The sequence below is a fragment of the Rhodococcus sp. SJ-2 genome (assembly GCF_053750035.1).
The window spans coordinates 5,247,641-5,273,445 of the sequence record NZ_CM132340.1 but is presented as its reverse complement, the minus strand read 5'-3'; the positions used below and the strand labels follow the sequence as shown (position 1 = coordinate 5,273,445).

24 protein-coding genes are annotated in these 25,805 nt (G+C 65.0%); 13 read left to right on the top strand and 11 right to left on the bottom strand.

Annotated features, from left to right (window positions below; all coding sequences use genetic code 11):
• Positions 1-3 precede the first annotated feature (3 nt).
• The 10 genes from nuoD to nuoN are packed head-to-tail and all read left to right on the top strand — an operon-like array spanning position 4 to position 14,136.
• Positions 4-1,305, top strand: a complete 1,302-nt coding sequence (gene nuoD / locus ACSYG9_RS24610; protein WP_440127798.1) for an NADH dehydrogenase (quinone) subunit D — start codon at positions 4-6, stop codon at positions 1,303-1,305.
• Positions 1,302-3,416: an NADH-quinone oxidoreductase subunit NuoF gene (gene nuoF, locus ACSYG9_RS24605; RefSeq protein WP_454840321.1), complete on the top strand. Its 2,115-nt coding sequence runs from the start codon at positions 1,302-1,304 to the stop codon at positions 3,414-3,416. The genes nuoD and nuoF overlap by 4 nt, the downstream gene beginning before the upstream one ends.
• A complete protein-coding gene (locus tag ACSYG9_RS24600; protein ID WP_454840319.1) occupies positions 3,413-5,863 on the top strand; it encodes an NADH-quinone oxidoreductase subunit G in 2,451 nt (816 codons plus the stop codon). The genes nuoF and ACSYG9_RS24600 overlap by 4 nt, the downstream gene beginning before the upstream one ends.
• Entirely contained in the window at positions 5,860-7,155 is a 1,296-nt protein-coding gene (nuoH, locus tag ACSYG9_RS24595; RefSeq protein ID WP_440124912.1) for an NADH-quinone oxidoreductase subunit NuoH, read from the top strand. The genes ACSYG9_RS24600 and nuoH overlap by 4 nt, the downstream gene beginning before the upstream one ends.
• Positions 7,148-7,702 carry an NADH-quinone oxidoreductase subunit NuoI gene (gene nuoI, locus ACSYG9_RS24590; protein WP_454840317.1) on the top strand — a complete coding sequence of 185 codons (555 nt, stop codon included), beginning with the start codon at positions 7,148-7,150 and terminating at the stop codon, positions 7,700-7,702. Before nuoH ends, nuoI begins: the two co-directional genes overlap by 8 nt.
• Positions 7,699-8,532 (top strand): NADH-quinone oxidoreductase subunit J, encoded by an 834-nt coding sequence (locus tag ACSYG9_RS24585; protein ID WP_454840315.1) that lies wholly within the window; start codon positions 7,699-7,701, stop codon positions 8,530-8,532. The genes nuoI and ACSYG9_RS24585 overlap by 4 nt, the downstream gene beginning before the upstream one ends.
• On the top strand, positions 8,529-8,828 hold the full coding sequence (gene nuoK, locus ACSYG9_RS24580; RefSeq protein WP_054719375.1) for an NADH-quinone oxidoreductase subunit NuoK: 300 nt from the start codon (positions 8,529-8,531) through the stop codon (positions 8,826-8,828). The genes ACSYG9_RS24585 and nuoK overlap by 4 nt, the downstream gene beginning before the upstream one ends.
• Before the next feature lie 53 nt (positions 8,829-8,881).
• A complete protein-coding gene (gene nuoL / locus ACSYG9_RS24575) occupies positions 8,882-10,774 on the top strand; it encodes an NADH-quinone oxidoreductase subunit L (protein ID WP_454840313.1) in 1,893 nt (630 codons plus the stop codon).
• A gap of 15 nt (positions 10,775-10,789) precedes the next feature.
• On the top strand, positions 10,790-12,490 hold the full coding sequence (locus tag ACSYG9_RS24570) for an NADH-quinone oxidoreductase subunit M (RefSeq protein ID WP_440124907.1): 1,701 nt from the start codon (positions 10,790-10,792) through the stop codon (positions 12,488-12,490).
• The gene (gene nuoN / locus ACSYG9_RS24565; protein WP_454840311.1) at positions 12,487-14,136 is read left to right on the top strand and encodes an NADH-quinone oxidoreductase subunit NuoN; all 1,650 of its coding nucleotides are present in this window, start codon (positions 12,487-12,489) and stop codon (positions 14,134-14,136) included. Before ACSYG9_RS24570 ends, nuoN begins: the two co-directional genes overlap by 4 nt.
• A gap of 19 nt (positions 14,137-14,155) precedes the next feature.
• Here the strand turns inward: nuoN and ACSYG9_RS24560 are convergent, their stop codons facing one another.
• The 4 genes from ACSYG9_RS24560 to ACSYG9_RS24545 are packed head-to-tail and all read right to left on the bottom strand — an operon-like array spanning position 14,156 to position 18,232.
• A complete protein-coding gene (locus tag ACSYG9_RS24560) occupies positions 14,156-14,932 on the bottom strand; it encodes a glycerophosphodiester phosphodiesterase (protein WP_454840310.1) in 777 nt (258 codons plus the stop codon).
• Positions 14,932-16,320: an ABC transporter substrate-binding protein gene (locus tag ACSYG9_RS24555; RefSeq protein ID WP_440124904.1), complete on the bottom strand. Its 1,389-nt coding sequence runs from the start codon at positions 16,318-16,320 to the stop codon at positions 14,932-14,934. The genes ACSYG9_RS24560 and ACSYG9_RS24555 overlap by 1 nt, the downstream gene beginning before the upstream one ends.
• A 53-nt stretch (positions 16,321-16,373) precedes the next feature.
• Entirely contained in the window at positions 16,374-17,273 is a 900-nt protein-coding gene (locus tag ACSYG9_RS24550; protein ID WP_440124903.1) for an ABC transporter permease subunit, read from the bottom strand.
• A complete protein-coding gene (locus tag ACSYG9_RS24545) occupies positions 17,270-18,232 on the bottom strand; it encodes a carbohydrate ABC transporter permease (RefSeq protein WP_454843035.1) in 963 nt (320 codons plus the stop codon). Before ACSYG9_RS24545 ends, ACSYG9_RS24550 begins: the two co-directional genes overlap by 4 nt.
• 318 nt (positions 18,233-18,550) lie before the next feature.
• On the opposite strand from ACSYG9_RS24545, the gene ACSYG9_RS24540 reads away from it, so the two are divergent.
• Positions 18,551-19,399, top strand: coding sequence for a DeoR/GlpR family DNA-binding transcription regulator (locus ACSYG9_RS24540; RefSeq protein WP_454840307.1), 849 nt, complete (start codon positions 18,551-18,553; stop codon positions 19,397-19,399).
• A gap of 8 nt (positions 19,400-19,407) precedes the next feature.
• Positions 19,408-20,079, top strand: a complete 672-nt coding sequence (locus tag ACSYG9_RS24535; protein WP_454843034.1) for an HAD family hydrolase — start codon at positions 19,408-19,410, stop codon at positions 20,077-20,079.
• 65 nt (positions 20,080-20,144) lie between these two features.
• On the opposite strand, the gene ACSYG9_RS24530 is transcribed toward ACSYG9_RS24535, so the two are convergent.
• Positions 20,145-21,227: an ABC transporter ATP-binding protein gene (locus tag ACSYG9_RS24530; RefSeq protein WP_454840306.1), complete on the bottom strand. Its 1,083-nt coding sequence runs from the start codon at positions 21,225-21,227 to the stop codon at positions 20,145-20,147.
• Between the two features lie 211 nt (positions 21,228-21,438).
• On the opposite strand from ACSYG9_RS24530, the gene ACSYG9_RS24525 reads away from it, so the two are divergent.
• Positions 21,439-22,311, top strand: a complete 873-nt coding sequence (locus ACSYG9_RS24525) for an MmyB family transcriptional regulator (protein ID WP_440124900.1) — start codon at positions 21,439-21,441, stop codon at positions 22,309-22,311.
• On the opposite strand, the gene ACSYG9_RS24520 is transcribed toward ACSYG9_RS24525, so the two are convergent.
• The 6 genes from ACSYG9_RS24520 to ACSYG9_RS24495 form a co-directional block, all read right to left on the bottom strand.
• Positions 22,312-23,043, bottom strand: a complete 732-nt coding sequence (locus tag ACSYG9_RS24520) for an SDR family NAD(P)-dependent oxidoreductase (protein WP_440124899.1) — start codon at positions 23,041-23,043, stop codon at positions 22,312-22,314. It abuts the gene before it with no gap.
• The gene (locus ACSYG9_RS24515) at positions 23,040-23,306 is read right to left on the bottom strand and encodes an Atu4866 domain-containing protein (protein WP_440124898.1); all 267 of its coding nucleotides are present in this window, start codon (positions 23,304-23,306) and stop codon (positions 23,040-23,042) included. The genes ACSYG9_RS24520 and ACSYG9_RS24515 overlap by 4 nt, the downstream gene beginning before the upstream one ends.
• Positions 23,307-23,409: 103 nt before the next feature.
• Positions 23,410-23,982, bottom strand: a complete 573-nt coding sequence (locus ACSYG9_RS24510) for a hypothetical protein (protein ID WP_440124897.1) — start codon at positions 23,980-23,982, stop codon at positions 23,410-23,412.
• 242 nt (positions 23,983-24,224) lie between these two features.
• Entirely contained in the window at positions 24,225-25,061 is an 837-nt protein-coding gene (locus ACSYG9_RS24505; RefSeq protein ID WP_440124896.1) for a methylamine utilization protein, read from the bottom strand.
• Positions 25,062-25,107: 46 nt separating this feature from the next.
• Positions 25,108-25,443: a cupredoxin domain-containing protein gene (locus ACSYG9_RS24500; RefSeq protein WP_440124895.1), complete on the bottom strand. Its 336-nt coding sequence runs from the start codon at positions 25,441-25,443 to the stop codon at positions 25,108-25,110.
• A gap of 11 nt (positions 25,444-25,454) precedes the next feature.
• A complete protein-coding gene (locus tag ACSYG9_RS24495; protein ID WP_440124894.1) occupies positions 25,455-25,796 on the bottom strand; it encodes a plastocyanin/azurin family copper-binding protein in 342 nt (113 codons plus the stop codon).
• Positions 25,797-25,805: the final 9 nt, after the last annotated feature.

The following is a 25,805-nucleotide window of genomic DNA, read 5'->3' as shown; positions in this document are numbered from 1 at the left end:
GCGATGGAGTCGGATACGGGAACAACCGTCTACGACGCGGTGGGCCAGGACTGGGACGAGATCAGTGCTGCAGCACGCGCCGCAGGAGAAGACCACATCGTGGTCAACATGGGCCCGCAGCACCCGTCCACCCACGGCGTACTGCGTCTGATACTCGAGATCGACGGCGAGATGGTGACCGAAGCCAGATGCGGAATCGGCTATCTCCACACCGGAATCGAGAAGAATCTCGAGTTCCGCAACTGGACGCAAGGCGTCACGTTCGTGACCCGCATGGATTACCTGTCGCCGTTCTTCAACGAGAGCGCCTACTGCCTCGGTGTCGAGAAGCTCCTCGGCATCACCGACCTGATCCCCGAACGCGCGTCGATCATCCGTGTGATGCTCATGGAACTCAACCGCATCTCGTCTCACCTGGTAGCCCTCGCCACCGGTGGCATGGAACTCGGTGCCACCACACCGATGTTGTTCGGGTTCCGTGAACGCGAACTCGTCCTCGAAGTGTTCGAGATCGTCACCGGCCTTCGCATGAACCACGCCTACATCAGGCCCGGTGGTCTCGTGCAGGACCTCCCCTCCGAGGCCGTACCCAAAATCCGCGACCTGCTGAAACTCATGCCGATCCGATTGCGCGACATGGAGCTACTACTCAACGACAATCCGATCTGGAAGGCGCGGACCGAGGGGATCGGATACCTCGACCTCACCGGGTGCATGGCGCTCGGGGTCACCGGCCCCGTTCTGCGCGCCACAGGACTCCCGCACGATCTGCGCCGGGCACAACCGTACTGCGGATACGAGAATTACGAATTCGATGTCGTCACCCACACCGGAAACGACTGCTACGGTCGCTACCTGATCCGGGTAGGGGAGATGTGGGAGTCCCTCAAGATCGTCGAACAGTGTCTCGATCGGCTGCGGCCAGGGCCGGTGATGGTCCAGGACAGGAAGATCGCGTGGCCGGCGCAACTGGCGCTCGGCCCCGACGGTCTCGGCAACTCGCTCGAATACATCCGCACCATCATGGGCACCTCGATGGAAGATCTCATCCATCATTTCAAACTCGTCACCGAAGGCATCCGGGTGCCCGCCGGTCAGGTCTACGTTGCGGTCGAGTCGCCCCGTGGCGAACTCGGAGTGCACATGGTCAGCGACGGCGGTACCCGCCCCTATCGAGTGCACTACCGCGACCCGTCGTTCACGAATCTGCAGGCGGTCGCCGCGATGTGCGAGGGCGGCATGATCTCCGACGTGATTGCAGCGGTCGCCAGCATCGACCCGGTGATGGGGGGAGTGGACAGATGAGCAGCACTGAGCACATCGTGCCGGCGGCGGCCGAACCGGTGTTCGTTCCGCTCGGCCCGCGCCCGGAGGAAGACGTCCTGCTCGTACGGCCCGGAGATCGCCGTAGCTATCCCGACGATGTCCGCGTCCGCCTCGACAGCGACGCCCTGCAGATCATCGCCCGATACCCGCAGAGCAGGTCGGCGCTGCTGCCGCTGCTGCACCTCGTGCAGTCCGAAGACGGTTACGTCTCCCCGGCGGGTATCGAGTTCTGTGCCGGACATCTCGGATTGACCGGGGCCGAGGTAGCCGCCGTCGCCACGTTCTACACGATGTACCGCCGATCTCCGACCGGTACCTACCACGTCGGTGTGTGCACCAACGCGTTGTGCGCGACCATGGGCGGCGACGACATCTACGCCACGCTCTGCGATCGCCTCGGTGTGGACCACGGCGGCACCACATCCGACGGCGCGATCACGCTCGAACACATCGAATGCAATGCCGCATGCGACTACGCGCCGGTGATGACCGTCAACTGGGAACTGTTCGACAATCGCACCGTCGACTCCGCAACGGCGCTCGTCGACGATCTGCTGGCCGGGGCGCCCCCCGAGCCCACGCGCGGCGCGCCGTTGCGGACCTTCCGCGACACGGCGCGTCTCCTTGCAGGGTTCCCGGATACTCGCCCAGGGGCGCTCGAAGCCGGAGGGAGTGCTGGTAAGCCGTCGGTCGTCGGTCTGCGCGTCGCTCGAGACAAGAACATGAAGGCGCCCCCCGTCACCGACGACCCCGTCGTGCACGATGAGCCACTCGACTCCACCCTGACTCCCGTGCTCACCGAATACTGGGACGAGGACCGGTCCTGGACTCTCGAGACGTACCGGCGCCACAGCGGGTACGAGGCACTGCAGATCGCGCTGCACAAGGATCCCGACGAGATCATCGACGACGTCAAACAATCCGGTCTGCGTGGACGCGGTGGGGCCGGATTCTCGACCGGCACCAAGTGGTCGTTCATTCCTCAGGGCGACGGAAAGCCGCACTACCTCGTCGTCAACGCGGACGAATCGGAACCGGGCACCTGCAAGGACATACCCCTGATGCTCGCGACCCCGCACGCGCTCATCGAAGGTGTCATCATCTCGGCGTACGCGATCCGCGCTGAGCACGCCTTCATCTATCTACGCGGTGAGGCGGTACCGGTGCTGCGCCGACTGCAGGCCGCCGTCGCCGAAGCCTACGACGCCGGATATATCGGCCGCGACATTCTCGGATCCGGATTCGACCTCGAACTGGTTGTACATGCGGGTGCCGGCGCGTACATCTGCGGGGAGGAAACCGCCCTGCTCGACTCCCTCGAAGGCCGCCGCGGACAGCCACGTCTGCGACCGCCGTTCCCCGCCGTCGCGGGTCTGTACGCATGCCCGACCGTGGTCAACAATGTCGAATCCATCGCGAACGTGCCACCGATCATCCGCAACGGCGTCGAGTGGTATCGCTCGATGGGTACCGAGAAATCCCCTGGCTTCGCCATGTTCTCGCTGTCGGGCCACGTCGACAACCCCGGCCAGTACGAGGCCCCGCTCGGTATCACCCTGCGCGAACTACTCGACCTCGCCGGCGGCGTGCGTCACGGGCACCGTCTCAAGTTCTGGACACCCGGGGGCTCGTCCACCCCGATTTTCACCGACGAACACCTCGACGTCCCACTCGATTACGAGAGTGTGGGGGCTGCCGGGTCGATGCTCGGCACCCGCGCACTGCAGATTTTCGACGACACCACGTGCGTCGTACGCACCGTGTTGAGGTGGACGGAGTTCTACGCGCACGAGTCGTGTGGCAAGTGCACCCCGTGCCGCGAGGGGACGTACTGGCTCGAACAGATCCTGCACCGGCTCGAACACGGACGCGGCACCGAAGCCGACCTCGAGAAACTACTCGACATCGCCGACAACATCCTCGGCCGGGCCTTCTGTGCGCTCGGTGACGGCGCCACCAGCCCGATCACGTCCTCCCTCGCCTACTTCCGCGACGAATACGTCGCACATTTCGAACACGGAGGATGCCCGTTCGACCCCCACCTGGCAACGCTGCCCGGTGTGCACGCGATCGGAGGAGAAGGCCGATGACCGCCGCAGCCGAGACGGGAGCCGACGGCACGACCCCCGTCGACCTCGTCACCGCCACCATCGACGGAAGCGAGATCACAGTCCCCAAGGGGACTCTGGTCATCAGGGCCGCCGAGCTCATCGGTATCCAGATACCCCGGTTCTGCGACCACCCGCTTCTCGACCCGGTCGGGGCGTGCCGACAGTGTCTCGTCGAAGTCGAAGGACAGCGCAAGCCGCTCGCCTCGTGCACCACCGTCGTCACCGACGGGATGATCGTGCGGACTCAGGCCACATCGCCCGTGGCCGACAAAGCGCAGCAGGGGGTGATGGAACTCCTGCTGATCAACCACCCTCTAGACTGCCCGGTTTGCGACAAGGGTGGTGAATGCCCGCTCCAGAACCAGGCGATGTCCAACGGCCGACCTCAGACCCGCTTCGACGACGTCAAACGCACCTATCCCAAACCGATCGCCATCTCGTCGCAGGTTCTCCTCGACCGGGAACGATGTGTGCTCTGCGCCCGGTGCACCCGGTTCTCCGATCAGATCGCCGGCGACCGCTTCATCGACATGCTCGAGCGAGGTGCCCTGCAGCAAGTCGGCATCTACACCGAGGAACCATTCGAATCGTACTTCTCCGGCAACACCGTGCAGGTCTGCCCCGTCGGAGCGCTCACCGGCAGTGCGTACCGATTCCGGGCCCGGCCGTTCGATCTCGTCTCGACCCCGAGCGTGTGCGAACACTGCGCCGGAGGCTGCGCGCAACGCACCGACCACCGTCGCGGATCCGTGATGCGCCGTCTCGCCGGCGACGACCCGGAGGTCAACGAGGAATGGAACTGCGACAAGGGTCGGTGGGCGTTCACCTACGCCACCGAACCGGACCGTCTCACCGGTCCGATGATCCGCGACTCCGCAGGGGTGCTGGTTCCGGCGTCGTGGCCTGCCGCGCTCACCGTTGCGGCCAGGGGGCTTACTGCCGCCCGTGGCAATGCGGGCGTGCTGACCGGCGGACGCCTCACCTGGGAAGAGTCCTACGCATACGCCAAGTTCGCACGCACTGCGCTCGGGACCAACGACATCGACTTCCGGGCACGCGCACACACCGGAGAGGAGACCGCATTCCTCGGGAGCAGGATCGCAGGAACACGAATGTCCGTGACCTACAGCGACCTCGAGAAGGCCCCGGTCGTGCTCCTCGCCGGCCTCGAACCGGAAGAGGAATCACCCCTGATCTTCCTGCGGCTGCGCAAGGCCGTCCGCAAGCGGGGCACGGCGGTGTGGTCGGTGGCGTCGTATGCGAGCCGAGGGCTGGAGAAGATGTCCGGCACCCTTCTCGCATGTGTCCCCGGCGACGAGGCCCGAGTGTTCGACGACCTGCGCTCCGGTGGGCGTCCGGAACTCGACGGGCAGCTGCGGGAGGATGGCGCGATCATTCTGGTAGGGGAGCGGCTCGCCGCAGCGCCCGGCGCACTGAGCGAGATCGTGCGCCTCGCCGACGTCACCGGGGCGCGGCTGGCGTGGGTACCCCGTCGCGCGGGCGACCGAGGCGCGCTCGAAGCAGGCGCTTTCCCGACGCTCCTTCCCGGGGGGCGCGCAGTCACCGATGCCGAAGCGCGGCGCGAAGTCGAATCGGTTTGGGGCACAGGCCCCGACACACACCCGATACCCGAGGTGCCCGGTCGCGACACTGCGGGCATCCTCGCCGCCGCGGCAGCCGGGGACCTCTCCGCGTTGGTGGTCGCAGGTGTCGACGTCACCGACCTACCCGATCCGCACGCTGTCCGCACCGCACTCGACTCCGCGGCGTTCGTGGTGAGCCTCGACATCCGGCGCAGCGACATCACTGACCGGGCCGACGTCGTTTTCCCCGTCGCCCCCGTCGTCGAGAAAGCCGGAACCTTCCTCGACTGGGAAGGACGTGAGCGGCTGTTCCCGGTCGCGCTACCCGACACCGGGGCACTCTCCGACCTCCGCATCCTCGACGCACTTGCCGAGGCGATGGGCGTCCCGCTCGGCATTCGCGATGAGGCATCGGCCCGAGCCGAACTCGTCGAATTGGGGCAACGGCGCAGTGCCCACATCGAACTCTCTCCGGCAACGCCGGTAGAGGAACCGAAACCTGTTCTGGGTGAGGCGGTTCTGTCGACGTGGCGGATGCTCCTCGACGCCGGACGCATGCAGGACGGCGAACCGCACCTTGCCGGGACCGCGCGGCCACCCGTCGCGCGCATGTCCGCCGCGACCGCTGCCGAGGTGGGTGTGCGTGAGGGCGACCCACTGACGGTGTCGACGGAGCGCGGCGAGATCACCCTTCCGTTGGTGATCGAGGCCCTCCCTGACCGCGTCGTGTGGATTCCCCTCCGCACTGCCGGGTCGGAAGTACACGAACGACTCGCCGTCGACGCGGGAGCGATCGTGCGGATCCGCGCCGCAGCAGCCGTCGGTGAGGGGGCACGACAATGACCGTCGGAGCATCCCCGACCATCAGCGCGCACGATGTCGACCTGTCGATGTTCGGCATCGATCCGTGGTGGCTCGTGATCGCCAAGGCGATCGCGATCTTCGCGTTCCTCGTTCTCACAACGCTCGTGCTGATCCTCGCCGAACGCAAAGTCATGGCCTGGATGCAGATGAGGGTGGGGCCCGACCGGGTCGGCCCGAAAGGTCTGCTCCAAACCGTCGCGGACGGCATCAAACTCGGCCTCAAGGAAGGCATCACACCCACCGGCGTCGACAAGCCGATCTACTTGCTGGCACCGGTCATCGCGACCGCACCCGCGTTCATGGCCTTCGCAGTGATCCCGTTCGGTCCCTCGGTGTCGGTGTTCGGACACCTCACACCGTTGCAGTTGACCGATCTTCCGGTCGCCGTCCTCTACATCCTGGCTGTCACCTCGATCGGGGTCTACGGCATCGTCCTCGCAGGCTGGGCGTCCGGGTCCACATACCCGCTCCTCGGTGGGCTGCGTTCGACGGCGCAGGTGATCTCCTACGAGATTGCGATGGGCCTGACCTTCGCGGCTGTGTTTCTGCTGTCCGGCACGATGTCGACCTCGGGTATCGTCGCCGCACAGGACGGTCTGTGGTACATCGTGCTGCTGATTCCGTCGTTCCTGATCTATTCGGTGTCGATGGTCGGCGAAACCAACCGTGCACCGTTCGATCTCCCCGAGGCCGAAGGCGAACTCGTCGGAGGTTTCCACACCGAATACTCATCGCTGCGCTTCGCGATGTTCATGCTCGCGGAGTACGTGAACATGATCACCGTCTCGGCGCTGGCGACCACGATGTTCCTGGGCGGTTGGCACGCACCGTGGCCGTTCAACATGGGCGCATGGGCGAATTCCGGCTGGTGGCCGGTGCTGTGGTTCGTCCTCAAGGTGTGGGGTGTGCTGTTCGTCTTCGTGTGGTTGCGCAGTACCCTCCCACGCTTGCGATACGACCAATTCATGGCGCTGGGATGGAAACTGCTCATCCCCGTCGCCGTGATCTGGGTGATGGTCGTCGCCGTCGTGCGGCAACTCGCCGCCGACGATGTCGTACCGGAATCGGCCACCCTCGTCGTCGCAGGTGCGCTCCTCACCGTAGCGCTGTTCGTCTACTTGACGATCCGTTCCCGCCGCCGCGACAGAACACGGCACACCACCGCCCCACCGGCCGGGTCCGCTTTCGACCCGATGGCCGGAGGATTCCCGGTGCCGCCGATCCCGGTCCGCGCTGCACCATCCACATCCAAGGAGTCGAGCGATGTCTGAATTCCTGGGCCCGCTGGCGGGTTTCGGCGTGACCCTGTCGACGATGTTCAAAAAGCCCAACACCGAGTTCTATCCCGAGGTCAAGACACCCACCGCGCCCCGCTTCCACGGCAGGCACCAACTCAACCGCTACGCCGACGGACTGGAGAAGTGCATCGGCTGTGAGTTGTGCGCATGGGCCTGTCCCGCCGACGCGATTTTCGTCGAAGGCGCCGACAACACCGAGACCGAACGCTACTCGCCGGGCGAACGATACGGGCTCGACTACCAGATCAACTACCTCCGCTGCATCGGCTGCGGACTGTGCATCGAAGCGTGCCCCACCCGTGCATTGACCATGACCAACGACTACGAGATGGTCGATGACAACCGCACCGACCTCATCTACACCAAAGACAGGTTGCTCGCGCCCCTCGAACCCGGAATGCAGGCCCTACCGCACCCGATGGCGCAGGGAGCAACCCACGACGACTACTACCGCGGCACCGTGCCTGCGCCCGACGCCTCCCGAAGCAGAGCCGACGGTGACGTGGAGCAGGCATCGTGACCGCCGCTGCGCTCGCGGCCGACGCGACGTCGACCGGGGAGGCGGTGCAGTTCTGGATCCTCGGCACGGTCGCTGTGATTGGGGCGCTCGGTGTGGTCGGCGCAGCGAAAGCGGTCTACTCCGCGATCTTCCTCGCCATGACCATGATCGTGCTCGCGATCTTCTACATCGCCCAGGGCGCGTTGTTCCTCGGCGTAGTCCAGGTGGTCGTCTACACCGGTGCCGTCATGATGCTGTTCCTGTTCGTACTCATGCTGGTCGGTATCGACTCATCCGACTCACTCGTGGAAACCCTGCGGGCGCAACGCGTACTCGCCATCGTGGTCGGACTCGGATTCGGGATCCTGCTCATCGGCGGTCTCGGTAACGCTGCGACCACAGCAATGGTCGGTCTCGACGACGCGAACGGGGCGGGCAACGTCGAAGCGCTCGCCGAACTGCTCTTCCTCGACTACGTGTGGGCCTTCGAACTCACCGGCGCGCTCCTGATCACCGCAACGGTCGGTGCGATGGTGCTTGCACACCGCGAACGCATCAGGCCTCGGGAAACGCAACGGGAACTGGCAGAGCGCCGGTTCCGAGAGGGTGGTCGGGTCACCCCGCTGCCCTCGCCGGGTGTGTATGCACGGCACAACGCCGCCGACGTCCCGGCACTGCTGCCCGACGGCTCCTTCTCCGACGAGTCCGTCGGTCCACTGCTCCGGCGGATCGGCCGCGGCTGGGAACCAACAGATCTGGGTGTACCCGGTCCGACGACGCTTCGGGAGAGGGGACGTTCCCAGGAGGAAGACCCGGTCCGGAAGACCACGGAGAAGGGGGGTCAGGTGTGAATCCGGAGAACTACCTGTATCTGTCCGCACTGCTGTTCACGATCGGCGCATCCGGAGTGCTGCTGCGGCGCAACGCGATCGTCGTGTTCATGAGCATCGAACTGATGCTCAACGCCGCCAATCTGGCATTCGTCACGTTCGCCCGGATGCATGGCAATCTGCACGGCCAGGTGTTCGCGTTCTTCACGATGGTCGTGGCCGCCGCGGAAGTGGTGGTGGGACTCGCGATCATCGTCACGATCTTCCGGAGCCGCCGTTCGGCGTCCGTCGACAACGCCAACCTCCTCAAGTACTGACCGTCAGGACGGGTGAGTGTGACTCCACATGAAGCGACGAGAGGACGTGCGTCATGAGCTCGTCGATCGCCACGATCATCTGGCTGATTCCGGCTCTGCCACTCGTGGGCGCCGCCGTACTGCTGCTGGCCGGGCGCCGCAGTGACCCGTGGGGGCATCTGCTCGGATGCGCTACCGCGCTCGCGTCGTTCGTACTCGGACTCGTCGCCTTCGCCGACATGCTCGGCGCCGCGACCGCGGAACGCACAGCACAGAAGACCCTGTTCGTGTGGGTCCCGGTGGAGAGCCTGCAGGTCGACTTCGGGTTGCAGCTCGATCAGCTGTCGATGTGCTTCGTCCTGCTGATCACAGGGGTGGGCTCGCTGATCCACTTCTACTCGATCGGCTACATGGCGCACGACGCCGCCCGACGTCGTTTCTTCGCGTACCTGAACCTCTTTCTCGCCGCGATGCTGCTGCTCGTGCTCGCCGACAACTTCCTCGGCCTCTATCTCGGCTGGGAAGGCGTCGGATTGGCGTCGTACCTTCTCATCGGGTTCTGGCAGCACAAACCCACCGCCGCGACCGCGGCGAAGAAGGCATTCGTGGTCAACCGTGTCGGCGATATCGGTCTGCTCGTTGCCCTCATGGTGATGTTCGCGACTTTCGGCACGCTGTCGTACGACGAGGTGTTCGCAGCAGTTCCTTTCGCGGACCAAGGCACGATCACTGCACTCGGCTTGGCGTTGCTGCTCGCCGCATGCGCGAAATCCGCACAATTGCCGCTGCAGTCGTGGCTCGGCGACGCGATGGAAGGGCCCACACCGGTGTCGGCTCTGATCCACGCCGCGACGATGGTCACCGCAGGTGTCTACCTCATCACCCGTGCCCACACGGTTTTCGATGCAGCACCCGTGGCGCAACTCGCGGTTGTCGTCGTGGGCACCGCAACCCTCCTGTTCGGCGCGATCATCGGCTGCGCGAAGGACGACATCAAGAAGGCGCTCGCAGCGTCGACGATGAGCCAGATCGGATATATGGTGCTCGCGGCGGGGCTCGGTCCGGCCGGCTACGCCTTTGCGATCCTGCATCTGCTCACTCACGGATTCTTCAAGGCCGGGCTGTTTCTCGGCGCCGGATCGGTGATGCACGGGATGAACGACGAGACCGATATGCGACGCTACGGCGGTCTGCGCACACTCATGCCGCTCACGTTCATCACATTCGGGCTCGGGTATCTCGCGATCATCGGTATCCCTCCCTTCGCAGGCTTCTTCTCCAAGGACAAGATCATCGAAGTGGCGTTCGCCGAGCCGGGCGCGAAGGGCGTGATCCTCGGTGCCGCCACTTTGCTAGGCGCAGGCCTGACCGCCTTCTACATGAGCCGCGTGATGATCATGACGTTCTTCGGGGAACGTCGTTGGAGTGAGGATGCCGATCCCCACGAATCCCCGGGCATCATGGTGTGGCCGATGATCCTGCTCGCCGTGGGCTCGGTTGCCGCCGGTGCTCTGCTCGTTCTCGGTGGGTCGCTGCAGCATTGGCTCGAACCGGTCGTCGGATCCGCGCACCACGAGGGTGGTCTGCCGGTATGGCTGGTCACGCTCATGACACTCGCGGTGGTCCTCGCCGGTGTCGGGGCCGCCTACCGGCAGTACGCGACCCGCCAGATCCCCGACACGGCTCCCGACGATGTGTCGGCGCTGACCGTGGCCGCGCGCAACGACCTCTACGGAGATGCGTTCGACGAAGCGGCGTTCATGCGCCCCGGTCAGGGAATGGTGCGCACGCTGGTCGCAGTCGAGAACACCGGTGTGACCGGCGGCGTCTCCGGAATCTCGAGCGCCGTCGGGACGCTCTCGGGTTCGTTGCGACGCCTGCAGACAGGCTTCGTCCGTTCGTACGCCCTGTACATGTTCGCCGGTGCGGCCGTCGTGGTCGCAGCGCTGATGCTGGTGCGGTTGTGAGGGGGTGAACCGAGCATGAACGAATTTCCGTGGTTGACGATTCTGTGGGTGCTCCCGGTTGCCGGTGCCGTCGTCGTTCTCGCGTTGCCCGCGCGGATGCGGACCCTCGCCAAGAGCGTCGCCGTCGTCGCAGGTCTGCTGACCCTCGCGGTTGCGGTGGTGCTTGCGGTGATGTTCGAACCCGGCGGAGAACAGTTCCAGTTCGTCGAATCACACTCGTGGATTCCGGCTTTCGGGGCCGGGTACACGCTCGGAATCGATGGCATCGCGTTGGTGCTCGTGCTGTTGACCACGGTGCTGGTGCCGCTGCTCCTCATCGCCGGATGGCACGACGACCGGCATGCCGTCGTCGAGGCTGCTCCCGCATCCCGCCGTCGAGCCGCTCACACCTATACGGCGTTGATCCTGCTCGTCGAGGCGATGGTGCTCATCTCTTTCGTCTCGCTCGACATTCTCCTGTTCTACGTGTTCTTCGAAGCGATGCTCATCCCGATGTATTTCCTCATCGGTGGGTTCGGCGGTCGCGGCAGCGAACGGGCCCAACGCTCCAGAGCCGCGGTGAAGTTCCTGATCTACAACCTGTTCGGCGGTCTGATCATGCTTGCCGCGGTCATCGGGCTGTATGTGGTCACCGAGCAGGCGGGGCTGGGGGAGTCGGGCACCGTTGGTACCTTCGACTTCCGGCGCATCGTCGACGCAGCCTCCTCGGGTGAGCTCGGCGCGACCCCCGCCGTTCTCAATGCGCTGTTTCTCGGATTCATGTTCGCGTTCGCCGTCAAGGCGCCGCTGTGGCCGCTGCACAGCTGGCTACCCGACGCCGCGGTGCAGACGACCCCGGTGTCCGCGGTGCTGATGATGGCGGTGGTCGACAAGGTCGGTACATTCGGGATGCTGCGGTACTGCCTGCAACTGTTCCCCGACGCCTCGGTCTACTTCGCACCGCTGGTCGTGACCCTGTCGGTGATCGGCATCGTCTACGGCGCGATGCTCGCGATCGGGCAGACCGACGTGATGCGACTGATCGCATACACCTCCATCTCGCATTTCGGCTTCATCATTCTGGGGATCTTCGCGATGACCAGTCAGGGCCAGGCGGGGTCGACGCTATACATGGTCAATCACGGCATCTCCACCGCTGCGCTGTTCCTGATCGCAGGGTTCCTGGTCGCGCGGCGCGGATCCCGTGCGATCGCGGCGTACGGCGGAGTCCAGAAGATCGCTCCGATTCTCGCAGGCACGTTCCTCATCGCGGGTCTCGCCACGTTGTCGTTACCGGGCCTCGCGCCATTCGTCAGCGAGTTCCTCGTCTTCGTCGGCACCTATCCGCGCTACCAGGTCGCAGCGATCATCGCCACCATCGCGCTTGTTCTGTCCGCGCTGTACGTGCTGTGGCTCTACCAGCGCATGATGGGCGGACCGGTGCTCGCCGACCCCGGACCGTCGCCGGGTGATCCTCTGGGCGAGGGTTCGGGTGAGAGACACGGAACTTCGATCACTGATCTCGTACCCCGCGAAATCCTCGTGGTCGCACCCTTGATCGCCCTGCTGATCGTCCTCGGGGTCTATCCGAGACCAGTGCTGGACGTGATCACTCCAGCTGTGGACCACACGCTCGTGACGGTCGGCGAGCAGGATCCCGTACCGCTCGTTCCACCCGAGACACCAGTGGCCGAAGGTGAGACCGTCGTCGGCTCCGGAGGAGGTACGCACAGGTGAGATCCTTCGACAATCTCGACCACACTGCGGTTCTCGCTCAGGCGCTTCCCGCGCCCGATATCGACTACGGCGTGCTCAGCCCGATGCTCATCGTGTTCGGGGTCGCGGTGGTGGGTGTCGTCGTCGAGGCGTTCGCACCCGCCCGCGCACGCTACGCGAGCCACGTGGTGTTGGCCTTCGCGGGCCTGTTGGCGGCGCTCGTTGCGGTCGTCCTGCTTGCGGGAACCGAGACCACCACCGCCGCCGGGGCGGTCGTGATCGACGGCCCGGCTCTGTACCTGCAGGCCGCGATCCTGGTCGTATCGATTCTCGCGGTCGCGCTCATCGCCGAGCGTGGTGTCGAGGGTGCACGAACGACGGTGGATGCTGCGGTGGCCCTGGATACCGCGGGAGCCGCGGTCGGTCCGGGATCGACCCGGACGAGAACAGACGCGTTTGCTCCGCAGGCCGCAGCGGTACCCGGCAGCGCCGCCGAACGTGAAGCCACCGATGCGGGCATTGCACGCACCGAAGTGTTCCCGCTGGCGTTGTTCGCAGTCGGTGGCATGATGCTTTTCCCCGCCTCGGATGACCTGTTGACGATGTTCATCGCACTCGAAGTGCTCTCACTGCCGCTGTATCTGCTGTGTGGGCTGTCGCGGCGACGTCGTTTGCTGTCGCAGGAGGCAGCACTCAAATACTTTCTCCTCGGTGCGTTTTCGTCGGCGTTCTTCCTCTACGGTGTCGCGTTGCTCTACGGCTACGCGGGAACGATCTCGCTGGCGGGAATTGCCGACACCGTGGAGTCCGGTGGTGGCAGCGACATCACCGCCCTGATCGGTGTCGGTCTGCTGTCGGTGGGCCTGCTGTTCAAGATCGGTGCGGTGCCGTTCCACTCGTGGACACCCGACGTCTATCAGGGGGCGCCCACCGCGGTGACCGCATTCATGGCCGCGGCAACGAAGATTGCGGCGTTCGGAGCGCTGCTGCGAGTGCTCTACGTCGCGGTGCCGGGCCTGAGCGGCGAGTGGCGCCCGATCTTGTGGGCCGTGGCCATCGCCACGATGCTGGTCGGTGCCGTTCTCGCGGTGACGCAGACCGATGTCAAACGGATGCTGGCGTATTCGGCGATCAGCCATACCGGCTTCGTGCTCACCGGTGTCGTCGCCGCCAATGAGCAGGGCATCTCGTCGACGCTGTTCTATCTGGCCGTCTACGGGATCGGCACCATCGGTGTGTTCGCGGTGGTCACCTTGATCCGCGACTCCGACGGCGAAGCCTGGAACCTGTCGCGCTGGGAGGGAATGGGACGTCGTTCACCGGTGCTCGGCGGCGTGTTCGCGCTGTTCCTGTTGTCGATGGCAGGGATCCCACTCACCGGCGGTTTCATCGCAAAGCTGAGCGTGTTCAGCGCTGCGATCTCGGGCGGCGCGGTGCCGCTGGTGATCGTCGGCGTGGTCGCGAGCGCGATCGCCGCCTACTTCTATGTTCGGGTGATCGTGCTCATGTTCTTCCGCGACCCACCGTCCGCTGCGCCCGCGATCGTGATGCCGAGCGTGCTCACGACGGTCACCATCGCGGTGACCGCCGTGATCACGCTGCTGCTCGGTATCGTGCCGCAACCGTTGCTCGATCTGGCGGGGCAGGCAGCGCACTTCCTGTCCTGACCGGGGTCGCGGGCGTCGGTCAGTTCGGCAGCTGTGCGCGGGCCTGCGCGAGCCACTCGACGCCAGCTCGCGGGTCGTCGACGGTGCCGCCGTTGAAACCGAGTTCGAGTCCGCGGCGCACCTCATCGAGGCTCCGGACCGGCCACGCTGCCATCTCGTAGCCGGCGTCGTGGATCCGTTCGACGAGCGCGTCGGTCAGGCCGTCCCAACCGCAGTAGAACGCGGCGGCCCCCACCTCGGCAAGGACCCGCTCGATGCCGTTCGGGTGATGCTCGGTGTCCGGGTAGCCGTGCGTGATCAACCCGCGTGTGATCTCCGGTACGAGGGAACGCATGCGGCGCAGCGCCTCCGGCTGGAAGCTCGTGAACCGGATGCGTTCGGCGTCGGCCGGATGCACTCCGTCGACGACCCGGGCGATCTCGTCGCACGCGTCGACGGCCTTGATCTCGACCTGCAGCGGCACCGTCGTCGCGGCAATCACCTCCGCCAGGGTCGGCACGTGGCGTCCGGCACCGACATCGACCGCTGCGATCTGCTCGTACGTCAGGTCTGCGACGGGGCCGAGGCCACGCCCGTCCTCGGACGCTGCGGTGCGGTCGAGGGTCGCGTCGTGCAGCACGATCGCGACACCGTCGGCGGACAACCGGATGTCGAATTCGAGTTCGTCGACCCCGATCTCCTCGGCGAGCCGGAACGATTCGAGGGTGTTCTCAGGCGACAGATCCCGTGCACCGCGATGTCCGACAACGGCATACGTGTCGCGCCGGCCGTTCTGTGTGAATGTCTGCAAGGTCATCAGGCCACCAGCTCCTCGTACTGCGGACGGACGTCTTCGATGTCGCGGCGAATGACCGCGGCGGCAGCACCGAGTGCGGCTGCCGGATCGGCGTTCTCGGTGTAGAGCTTCTGGATGACGGTGCGCATCTCGAGGATGGTCGAGCCCACGTACAGACGGGCGGGGTCGGGCTGACGAGCCCGGTCCAGCTGGGCCACGGCCAGTCCGTAGTTGGGGTCCTCGGCGATGCGGGTCGTGACGATCGGCGATTGGGTGGCACCCTTCGTCGCGGGCAGATAGCCGGTGCCGACGGCCCACTCGGCGGCCTCGTCGTCACCCGCGAGGAACTCGATCACCTTCGCAGCAGCGGCCTTGCGTTCCGGGTCGGCGTTCTTGAGGATGCCCAGGCCGGCGCCGCCGGTCGGGACACCCGTGTCCGTGGCGACCGGCAGGAAACCGGCACCGAGCTCGAATCCTGCAGCTTCGGAGCCCTTGCTCAGGCCGGTGAGCGATCCCGTGGAGTTGGTGATCGTCGCGACGAGACCATTGGTGAAGTCGGTGTTGATCTCCTGGGCGAGGTACCCGATCTTGTCGTCGTTGACGCACGCGCGGTCGAACTCGGCGGCCGCGATCGCACGGGCGGAGTCGACCATGACATCCAAACCCTCGGACATCGCTCCACCGTAGTTCCACAGCAGTCCCTGGAAGTACCAGTCGTCGGAACCGGTGTACGCGCGCATCATCAGTTTGTTGCCCCGGTAGTCGCGCCCCGTGATCCGGTTGCCCCAGTCCCGGAATTCGTCCCACGTCTCGGGTGCGCGGTCGGGAAGACCGGCCTGCGAGAAGATCTCCTTGTTGTAATAGAACAGCGGAGTCGAGCGGCCGAACGGGAGCCAGTACGGCTCCTCGCGCACCACACCCTCGGCGTAGAGGCGGTCGTGGTAGGTGTCGGCGTTCCACGAATCGGTGAAGTAACTGCTGAGCGGCTCCATGTGACCCGACAGAAAGAACTTGTTCCACGACACATCGGAGAAGATGGCGAGCTCGGGAACCTGCCGTGCCTGCAGTCCGGCGGACAGTTTCTCGGTCAGTCCGTCGTAGCCCTGGAACACCTGGACCTCGACGTAGATGTCCGACTGGGACTCGTTGAACTTGTTGATGAGATTCGCGAGGACCTCACCGTTGGTGCCCGACCATCCGCTCCAGAACACGACATTCGTGCGTCCTGCGAACTGCGCGGGGGGAGAGACATCCGGCTGCGCGAACCCGCCCGACGACGGGCCGCCCCCGGGCGCACCACACGCCGCGAGGATCGGAATCGATGCGGCGGCGCCGCCTGCGATGGTCAGGAAACGGCGGCGGCTGAGCTGTGACGCACTCAGCGAGTGTCCTCTGGTGAACAGCGACATGGGATTTCTCCTCGGTTTCGAAAGGTGGCGGAAGCGTGGGGAGGGGAAAGTGGTCAACGTCGAACTGCGGCGCCGGCAAGACCGTCGACGATGTAACGCTGCGCGAACAGGAACAACAGCAGCATCGGTAGGATGACGAGGCTCGTGCCCGCCATGATCGGACCCCACTGGTCGACGCCCTCGGTTTCCTTCAGGAACATCAGACCGATCGGAAGAGTGCGTGCCTGAAGGGTGTTGGTGACCAGCAGTGGCCAGATGAAGTCGTTCCACTCGTCGATCACCGCGATCAGCGCAACCGTCACCACCGCGGGTTTCGACATCGGCAGCACGAAATGGACGAGTCGGCGCAGGTGGCCACAGCCGTCGAGTTCGGCGGCCTCGAGGACTTCCTTGGGGAGGGACAGGAAGTGCTGCCGCAACAGGAACGTCCCGAATGCGCTTGCCAGGCCCGGCAGGAAGATGCCCGCGTAGGTGTTGATCAGGCCGAGATTGCCGATCGTGATGTAGTTGATCAGCAACGTGACATGCCCGGGCACCATCAGAGCGCCGAGCACCGCGAAGAACACCACCTTCTTGCCCGGGAATCGCAGGAACGCGAACGCATACGCACTGAACACCGCGAGCAGGACCTTGAGTGTCGAACCCGCCGCGGTCACGATGACGGAATTGACGAAGAACTGCCCGAACGGGACGGCCTCCCACGCACGTACGAAGTGGTCGAACGTGACTGTGGTGGGAATCCACTGCAGGGGCCAACGGTAGATTTCGGTCTCCGGTTTGAATGCCGACGACAGCATCCAATAGAACGGGATGAGGAACACGAGGCCGACGGCGATCAAGCCGAGCGTGGCACCGAGAGTGCGGGGCGGGACCAGGCGCTGACGTCGTGCACCCGAGTGCGCGGGCGTGGTCTGCGGTGATTGCTGCGACTGGGATTCGATCGTGGCGGTCACCGGTAATGCACCTTCTTCTCGACGAATCGCATCTGGACCACCGTGACGACCATCAGCAGAACGAACATGATCATTGCGCCTGCGGCCGCGGATCCCGCCTTGAACTGCCGGAATCCCTCGTTGTAGATGAACCAGCTCAACGTGGTGGTCGCGCCGGCGGGCCCGCCACCGGTCATCATGGCGATGAGGTCGAACGACTGGAACGCCGCGATCACCTGGGTGACCAGGAGGAACAGCGTGGTCGGCGACAGTAACGGCAGCTTCACATACCGGAACACCTGCCAGCGATTGGCGCCATCGAGCTTCGCCGCTTCGAGGACATCTCCGGGAAGGGACTGCAGCGCAGACAGATACACGATGGCGACGAAGCCCACGCCCTTCCAGATCGACACGATGATCAGCGCAGGCAAGGCCCACTGGCCGGATGTCGTCCAATGCGGTGAATCCAGCCCGAACAGGGAGAACAGGGCGCGCGAGAGTCCGTAATTGGGATCGAAGAGGAACAGCCACACCGCGGCGACCGCGGCCCCCGACAGGATGTGCGGGGAGAAGGCGAGCGCCGAGGCTGCCGATCGGCCGCGTGCTGCGGTGGTGAAGAGCAGTGCCAGGGCGAGACCACCGATCAGACTCACTCCCACGACCACGACAACCCAGATGGCGGTGATGCGCAGTACCCGAAGGAACGACGGGTCGGTGAGCAAGTGGATGTAGTTTTCGAATCCCACGAAGGTGGGGCTCGGCGCGATCATGTCCCAGCGCGTCAGACTCAGGTATGCGTTGCCGATGACGGGCCAGTACGCGAACACCGCAATCAGTGCCAGGTTCGGAAACGCGAACAGGGCGAACAGCAGGTACTCCCGTCGCAGGCGTCGGGATCGGTTGCGATGCTGCACCGGCTCCGCGCCGGGGCGCTCACGAGGCTTCGCCGATGTTGTGGGCACAGGGCGCTCGGCTGTCATGGACACGTCCACCCTCCTTTCACATATCACTCGATTGTTACAAGTACCGTCGACGCGATCATGTTGGCACTCGGCAACGGAACCGTCAAAGCGCCTCCCCCGAGGGTGGAACATGCCGACTCTTGCGGCAGTACTGATTTAAAAAGACTGGTACACAATGTAATTAAGTCATTTATGTGGGTCGGCCCAGAGGGGTGGAATGTGTATGGTTCGGGTGAAATCCGGCAATTCTTCGACATCTGTTCATGGACCGTTAATCACACTTCAAGTGATATAAACAGTGTCGACGACACCAGCGCAGCGAAAGGCCGACCGACAATGTCGCAACGGATCATCAGTCACTCCCGACGGGGACGCCTCGACGCGATCCTCGAATGCCTGCTCGCCGACGAGACCGAATCGGCGCAGTCGCTTGCGACACGGTTCGGGGTCTCGCTCATGACGGTGCACCGCGACCTCGACGAACTGCAGCGGCGCGGTGTCGTCCGTAAGTTCCGGGGCGGGGTCAGCGTGGCGCGCACCAGCACGTACGAGATCAGCGCACCGCTTCGACGGCTCGTGGCGGTACCGCAGAAGAAGGCCATCGCCGCGGCAGCCGCGCGGATGGTCGGACCGGGCCAGTCCGTGCTTCTCGACGATTCGACCACCGTCGCAATGACGCTCGACCATCTGCTCGGGATCGAAGAACTGCACATCGTGACCAACTACCTCCCGACGCTGACACGCATTGCGCACGAGGGCGGCCCCACCGTCGCAGCGATCGGTGGAACGTTCGATGTCGGACACGAATCGTTCCTCGGGTTGGGCGCCGTGGGCGCGATCCGGGCATTGCGTGTCGACACCGCGTTCCTCTCGACCACCACTGCGGACGCCGACGGCCTCTACCACCAAGAGGAATCGATCGTCGCGGTGAAGTCCGAGATGCTGCGCTCCGCGCGCCGACGGGTGCTCCTCGTCGATTCCGGCAAACTCGGCGACACGTCGCTGCACCAGATCTCGGAGTGGGATGCGGTGGACGACCTCATCACCGACGTCGATGCGCCCGCAGACCTGCTCGACGCGTTGCGGTCGCGCGGAGTGACCGTCACCGTAGTCGACCCGGCCCCGCGCACCACAGAACCCGCACCCGGCACCGAGGCCGCGGATCAGCACAACGAGGAGAAGTAGTGATTCAGATGGAGACCGGCGTGCACGCCGTCTTGTGGGACATGGACGGCACACTCGTCGACACCGAACCGTACTGGTTCCGGGCCGAAACGGAACTCTGTGCGGCATACGGGATTCCATGGAGCGACGAACAGGCCTCTGCTCTCGTCGGCAATGCGCTTCCGACGTCGGCTGCGGTCTTGCGCGATGCCGGCGTGGGCCTCGATGTCCGGGCAATAATCGATATGCTCCTCGAATCCGTCATCGAGCAGGTTCGGCAGGCAGTCCCGTGGCGGCCGGGTGCTCGCGAACTCCTCGCAGAAGTGCGCGGTGCCGGCATCCCCTGTGCGATGGTGACGATGAGTGAGCAGCGCCTCGCGTCGGAGATCGTCGACCTGCTTCCCGGAGGAACATTCGAATTCCTGGTCACCGGGGACATGGTCGGTCGAGGCAAACCCGATCCCGAACCGTACCGGATCGCGGTGGAGAACCTTCGAGCCATCCGGGGCGATCTGTCGCTCGATCGAATCGTGGCGATCGAGGATTCGCTGCCGGGCCTGGCTTCGGCCACCGCTGCCGGTGTCGTCACCATCGGCGTGCCCAACATGGTGTCGCTGCCCGACGGTCCCGGTCATATCGTATGGTCGACCCTCGAAGGGCGGGGCGTCGCGCACCTGACGGAGCTCGTCGGAGCACACTGACGACCGCTCTGCTCCAGCACGTCGAGCGGGTGGATCCGGATCGACCGGATCCACCCGCTCGCGCGTCAGGCGCTCAGACGTAGCCCGGTCTTGTTGTCGAACACGTGCAGACCCGCCGTATCGGGACGCACCCGCACGACCGCATCGGCGGCGGGGACAGCGGCGCCGTCGGTGCGGACGGTGACCTGATGACGCGAACCTCCTACGTTCATGTGTCCGTACAGATATGCGTCGGCACCCAGTTCCTCCACCACGTCGACGATCATCTCGATGCCGTCCCGGCCGCCGGTCAATCGCAGCGACTCCGGCCGGACGCCGATCGTCACGGAATCAGTGTGGACAGCACCGAGTATCGACCGTTCGACGGGAACGGTGACGCCGGCGAAATCGACTCCGCCGTCGACGATCGGAAGATCGAGAAGGCTCATCGCCGGTGATCCGATGAACCCGGCGACGAACCGGTTCGCAGGACGCGCATAGAGATTTCGCGGGGTGTCGATCTGCTGGAGCACACCGCCGTCGAGCACCGCAACGCGATCGCCCATCGTCATGGCTTCGACCTGATCGTGGGTGACGTACATCGTGGTCACGCCGAGTGCACGTGTGAGTCGCGCGATCTCGTTGCGTGTCTGCACGCGCAGCTTCGCATCCAGGTTCGACAACGGCTCGTCCATCAGGAATACCTGCGGGTTGCGCACGACTGCCCGGCCCATCGCCACCCTCTGACGTTGCCCCCCGGACAGCGCCTTCGGCTTGCGATCCAGATACGGATCGAGATCCAGCATGCGTGCAGCTTCGGCGATACGACGATCGCGCTCCTGTTTCGACACTCCGCCGATCTTCAGCGCGAAACCCATGTTCTCGGCGACGGTCATATGCGGGTAGAGCGCATAGTTCTGGAAGACCATCGCGATATCGCGATCTTTCGAATCGACGTCGGTCACATCGGTGTCGCCGATGAACAGTCTGCCGTCGTCGATTTCTTCGAGGCCCGCGAGCATGCGCAATGTGGTGGTCTTCCCGCAGCCGGACGGGCCGACGAGAACCAGGAACTCGCCGTCGGCGATCTCGAGGTCGAGTCGGTCGACCGCGGCGCGATCGGAATCAGGGTAGCGACGAGTGACGCCGTCGAAAGTAACTGTGGCCATGAGGGCTCCCTTTCACGGGCAGGAACGTGCCCGACGATCCGTGGTGAAGGGACGAGCGTCCGATCCCTTGGATCTCACTCTGTGTGTGTGAACGGATGCCGCTTCGATGGTGAACGGGTGGTGTCGCACTCGACGACAATTCGAGGCGTCGTCGCTGGGTGGGTGCAGTGCACCCACCCGTGACCGACGGACACGGAACTACCATCGGAACATGCCTTCCAGTGAACTCGGCGATTTCCTTCGGTCACGTCGCGCGCAGATCTCTCCGTTGGAGGTGGGGCTTCGCAGCTACGGCACTCGGCGGGTCCGGGGACTTCGGCGTGAGGAAGTTGCGATCACCGGTGGGCTCAGTTCCGACTACTACACCCGATTGGAGCAGGGGCGAGAACGACACCCCTCCGTGCAAGTTCTCGACGCCCTGTCTCGTGCGTTGCGGCTCGACGCAGACCAGGAGATGCACCTGTACAGGCTGGCAGGGCTGGTGCCGAGCATCCACGGGTCAGGTGCGCCCGAATCCGTCGGTGCCGCACTCCTCCAGTTGATGGATACATTCGATTCCACCCCGGCATTCGTACTGAATCGGACGCTCGACATCGTGGCATGCAACCCGCTCGCCGTGGCACTCTTCTCGCCGTTCGCCAGTGCCGACAACCTGGTGCGGATGGTGTTCACCGATCCGGCGGGCATCTTGTTCTACGCCGACTGGCGTCGCGCGGCCCAGGCCACGGTCGCGACGCTCAGGTTGGCCGTCGGGCATGATTCGCATGATGCGCGTCTGGCGCGCTTGGTCGACGAGGTCTCGGCGGTGAGTCCTGAGTTCCGGCAACTCTGGGATGAAGGGGAGGTGCGAGGCAAAACCATGGAAGCGAAGAAGTTCGTTCACCCCCAAGTGGGTGCGTTGACATTGACCTTCCATGCGTTCGATGTGCGCGAACAACCTGGTCTGCAGATGGTGATCTACCGGGCGGAACGGGGATCTCCGAGCGATGAGGCGCTGCGGCTGCTCGGCTCCCTCATTGCGACGAGCGACCGGGAACGAGAGAACGCAACTGCAGGGAGCGATCTCCCGTCCCGGCCGGCCTGATTACTGTGCGCTGGCGGCGGGGCGCACGATGATCTCGTTCACATCGACGTCTGCCGGTTGGCCGATTGCGTACGCGATCGCGCGGGAAATCGCCTCGGCAGGAAGTGCAACAGCACGGTACGCTCTCATCTCCTCGCGGGCAGACTCATCCGAAATGCTCTCCGCCAATTCGGATTCCGTCACCCCGGGAGAGACAACGGTGACACGCACCTCCCCGGACGATTCCTGGCGCAGTCCCTCGGAGATCGCCCACACCGCGTGCTTGGTCGCGCAGTAGACGGCCCCCGTCGGAACCACTTCGTGCGCGCCGACCGACGCGATGTTGACGATATGTCCGCGCCCTTGCGCCTGCATCACGGGTAGTGCTGCGGCGATGCCGTTGAGAACGCCACGAATGTTCACGTCGATCATCCGGCTCCATTCGTCGACCTTCAGGGCCGCGAGCGGAGACAACGGCATGACGCCGGCATTGTTCACCAACACGTCGACGCGACCGAAATGTTCATGCGCCGACGAGACGAACGAGCGGACATCGGTTGTGTCCGTGACGTCGACTCTGCGACACGCTGCGACGCCGCCAGCAGCGATGATCTCCTGCACCAGGTGCTCGAGGTGTTCGGTACGCCGCGCACCGAGAAACACCTGGTGGCCATCGTCGGCGAGGGCGCGTGCGGTCGCGGCGCCGATCCCGCTGCTCGCTCCCGTGATCAGGACTGTTTTGGGTTCGATCACGACAGTGTGCCCTCTCGGTACAGGACGAGATGCTCGTGAAAGAGCACCCCGTCGCGAAGATCTCCGGTTGCGGTGAAACCGCTGTCGTCGACGTACTCGAGATGACTCCCTGCCACGGTGTAATTTCCGGTGTACGCACTCCGCCGTGCGCCACGTGCCTCGTCGTAGCGCCCATCGGACCGCAACTCCTGGCGAATGAATCCGTCTGCTGTCACCCACATGCCGACGACGTCGGCCTGGCTCTCGGTTTCCGTTTGCTCCATCACTACCCTTTCTCGACTCGGTGATCCGAGTCTTGCGAGATTCAGGGCGCGTGGGCAGGACGTGGTGAGACCGGGTGCCGCGCACCCTGCCTGGCCACAGACGTCATCCTCCGTGACCGAGTGGATTCCGATACACGCTGGAGCAGCCGTTCTCGCGTACGAGAACATCGTCGAACGCGGCGATCAGGCCGTCCGGGAACCACCGCGCGCCATGATCGCTGCTGGTCGCGACGACGGTGAGGTTGCGTGCGTGAGCAGTGGTCACCAGGTCCGTCAATCGCTCGCGGTCGGGGAGATCCAATTTCGCGATCGTCGTCGAGAGTCCCGCGAGTAGCAACAGCCGCCGAGGCCCGGCGGCTGCTGAGTCCAACTCGGCGAGCATTCGGCCGATCCGCTCCGGAGTGTCCGCCCACGAGGCGTCCCATTCGGTTGCCTTCGGGGACCCGGCGAGCCAGTGGTGGCGATGATGCGGATCGGCGACGAACAATTCGTGGGTGCCTCTGGACAGCACGCCCGTTGCGACGAGGGTGAGTGGCAGGTTGGGAAAGTTCTCCGTGTCGCGTTGATGCACGAGAAGGTTGCGTCCGGCAGTCACTGCCCACGCCACGCTGTTGCCGTTGCCGTCGCGCCCGAAGGGGATGACGAGACCGCCCGCACGATCCTGCGAACGGCACACCGCGCGAACCCGGGCGTGGTCGCCGCGGGGCCGGCCGGAATGCGACCGAACCGCGTTTGAACAGCTTCGATGCGTGGGCGGGATGACGGGATGCGCCATGTCGTGGTCCGTTCCATGTCGGCGATGTCCGAATCTGTGTTCGATACCGCAGTCAGGCTAACCGCACCCACCGACAGACAGGTGTGCCCCGGGCTCATGAAGCCCGGGGCACAGGTCCCGGCATCCGCGTGGATCGGAATCGATCAGATCAGCGCAACGCCCGCGAACACGGCGAGGCCCGCCAGAGCAGCGCCGGTCACGGCCTGCACCCGGCGATCGACGACGCACATCACCGACAGGAAACCGGGCATCGATCCACCGCGGCGAGTGTGTGCGATGGCCGCGACGCTCGGCATGCACCGGCCGAGTGACACGACGGTGAACATCGCGGCACCGAGCGCCGGCGATCCGGCCGCGAGCACCCCGAGCACCAGCAGGTAGTACGCGCTGGACCGGATGAAGATCAGGAAACCGGGGCCGATGATCGCGCCGAACAGTAGCGACACCTTCCACGGAGCCATTGTCCGACGAAGGTGCCGGGGCAACTGCTGCCGTCGCATCGGTGTGGGCATCGTCAGAACACCGATCTCGTGCAGTCCGTACGCCAGCGCGAACACTGCCCATCCGGCGAGCAGCCACAAGGGCGACAGCGTCGCAGCGGTCACCGAGCCGATCGTGCCGAGCAGCGCACCGGTCACGGCACCCGTACCGACAGAGCCGAGCGCATGCCAGGCCAGGCGCCGCACCGGTGTGGACGATCCTTTCCGGCCCGGCTGCTTCGGAGCGGCGACGACACCCGCCACGGACATGCCGCAGGTGGACCAGTTGGCAGCGAGGGACGTGACGAGCCCGGCTCCGACGACAGCGACCGTCAGGGCCGTTGCCGTCGTCGGTGAGGCCAGGGCGGCGGACCCCGCCCCGGCCACTGAGGCACCGGCCGCGAGGCCGAGGCGGGTCTGCGCCGACACGGCACCGGCGAGCGTCGGACGGATATCGGGTAGATCGGTGTCGATCGGTTCATGGGTGAGGACAGTCGTCATCGGTAACCTCCAGAATCGTTGCTGTGTAGTAATTCCCGCTCGGGTATCAGCGGACGGTGACTGTTCCGTTCATGTACGGGTGGATCGAGCAGATGTAGCTGTAGGTGCCCGGACTGTCGAACGTGTGCGAAAAGGTGCCCTCGCCGGTGATGCCGCTGTCGAACTCACCGGGTGACTCCACGCGGTGGAGGACGCCGCCGTCGTCGAATCGCCATTCGACGGTGTCGCCGGCCGACACCGTGGCATCCATCGGGTTGTACCGCACGTTGCTGATCTCGATCACCGTGTCAGGCCCGGCGGCGGAACATCCGGTCGATGCAAGTGCCGCGACGCCGATGGTGAGTGCCCACCGGCTCCAGGCCCGCCCGGGGCCCTGCATCATGGACGGCCGCACTACCGGACGATCACGGTGCCGACCATCGACGCGTGCGGCGTGCAGTGATAGGTGTACGTGCCGGGGTCGTCGAAGGTGTACTCGTAGGTGCCCTCGGTGAGCAGTTCGCTCTGCAGCAGGCCTTCGAGGGGTCCGTCGCCGGCGACGTCGTGGGGGAGTCCGTTGTCGTCGAACTTCCACCGGACCGTCTGGCCCTGCTCGATCGTGACCGAGGCGGGTGAGTACGACATGTTCGTCACGTCGATCACCACGGCGGGTTCGGTGTCCGCCGCCGACGAACCGCACGCGGTCGGTCCGACGGTGGCGATCAGCGCGGCAATGAGTGGCAGCAGCTTCTTCACAGGTGTCCT

What these genes read in the sequence shown, in the direction of transcription:
- nuoL (WP_454840313.1), top strand. Translation starts at nt 8,882, where the DNA reads ATGAGCTCGTCGATCGCCACGATCATCTGGCTGATTCCGGCTCTGCCA.
- nuoI (WP_454840317.1), top strand. Translation starts at nt 7,148, where the DNA reads ATGTCTGAATTCCTGGGCCCGCTGGCGGGTTTCGGCGTGACCCTGTCG.
- ACSYG9_RS24515 (WP_440124898.1), bottom strand. Translation starts at nt 23,306, where the DNA reads ATGGAGCAAACGGAAACCGAGAGCCAGGCCGACGTCGTCGGCATGTGG.
- ACSYG9_RS24530 (WP_454840306.1), bottom strand. Translation starts at nt 21,227, where the DNA reads ATGGCCACAGTTACTTTCGACGGCGTCACTCGTCGCTACCCTGATTCC.
- nuoF (WP_454840321.1), top strand. Translation starts at nt 1,302, where the DNA reads ATGAGCAGCACTGAGCACATCGTGCCGGCGGCGGCCGAACCGGTGTTC.
- ACSYG9_RS24555 (WP_440124904.1), bottom strand. Translation starts at nt 16,320, where the DNA reads ATGTCGCTGTTCACCAGAGGACACTCGCTGAGTGCGTCACAGCTCAGC.
- nuoH (WP_440124912.1), top strand. Translation starts at nt 5,860, where the DNA reads ATGACCGTCGGAGCATCCCCGACCATCAGCGCGCACGATGTCGACCTG.
- ACSYG9_RS24525 (WP_440124900.1), top strand. Translation starts at nt 21,439, where the DNA reads ATGCCTTCCAGTGAACTCGGCGATTTCCTTCGGTCACGTCGCGCGCAG.
- ACSYG9_RS24560 (WP_454840310.1), bottom strand. Translation starts at nt 14,932, where the DNA reads ATGACCTTGCAGACATTCACACAGAACGGCCGGCGCGACACGTATGCC.
- ACSYG9_RS24570 (WP_440124907.1), top strand. Translation starts at nt 10,790, where the DNA reads ATGAACGAATTTCCGTGGTTGACGATTCTGTGGGTGCTCCCGGTTGCC.
- ACSYG9_RS24600 (WP_454840319.1), top strand. Translation starts at nt 3,413, where the DNA reads ATGACCGCCGCAGCCGAGACGGGAGCCGACGGCACGACCCCCGTCGAC.
- ACSYG9_RS24500 (WP_440124895.1), bottom strand. Translation starts at nt 25,443, where the DNA reads ATGATGCAGGGCCCCGGGCGGGCCTGGAGCCGGTGGGCACTCACCATC.
- ACSYG9_RS24505 (WP_440124896.1), bottom strand. Translation starts at nt 25,061, where the DNA reads ATGACGACTGTCCTCACCCATGAACCGATCGACACCGATCTACCCGAT.
- nuoD (WP_440127798.1), top strand. Translation starts at nt 4, where the DNA reads ATGGAGTCGGATACGGGAACAACCGTCTACGACGCGGTGGGCCAGGAC.
- ACSYG9_RS24545 (WP_454843035.1), bottom strand. Translation starts at nt 18,232, where the DNA reads ATGACAGCCGAGCGCCCTGTGCCCACAACATCGGCGAAGCCTCGTGAG.
- ACSYG9_RS24540 (WP_454840307.1), top strand. Translation starts at nt 18,551, where the DNA reads ATGTCGCAACGGATCATCAGTCACTCCCGACGGGGACGCCTCGACGCG.
- ACSYG9_RS24535 (WP_454843034.1), top strand. Translation starts at nt 19,408, where the DNA reads ATGGAGACCGGCGTGCACGCCGTCTTGTGGGACATGGACGGCACACTC.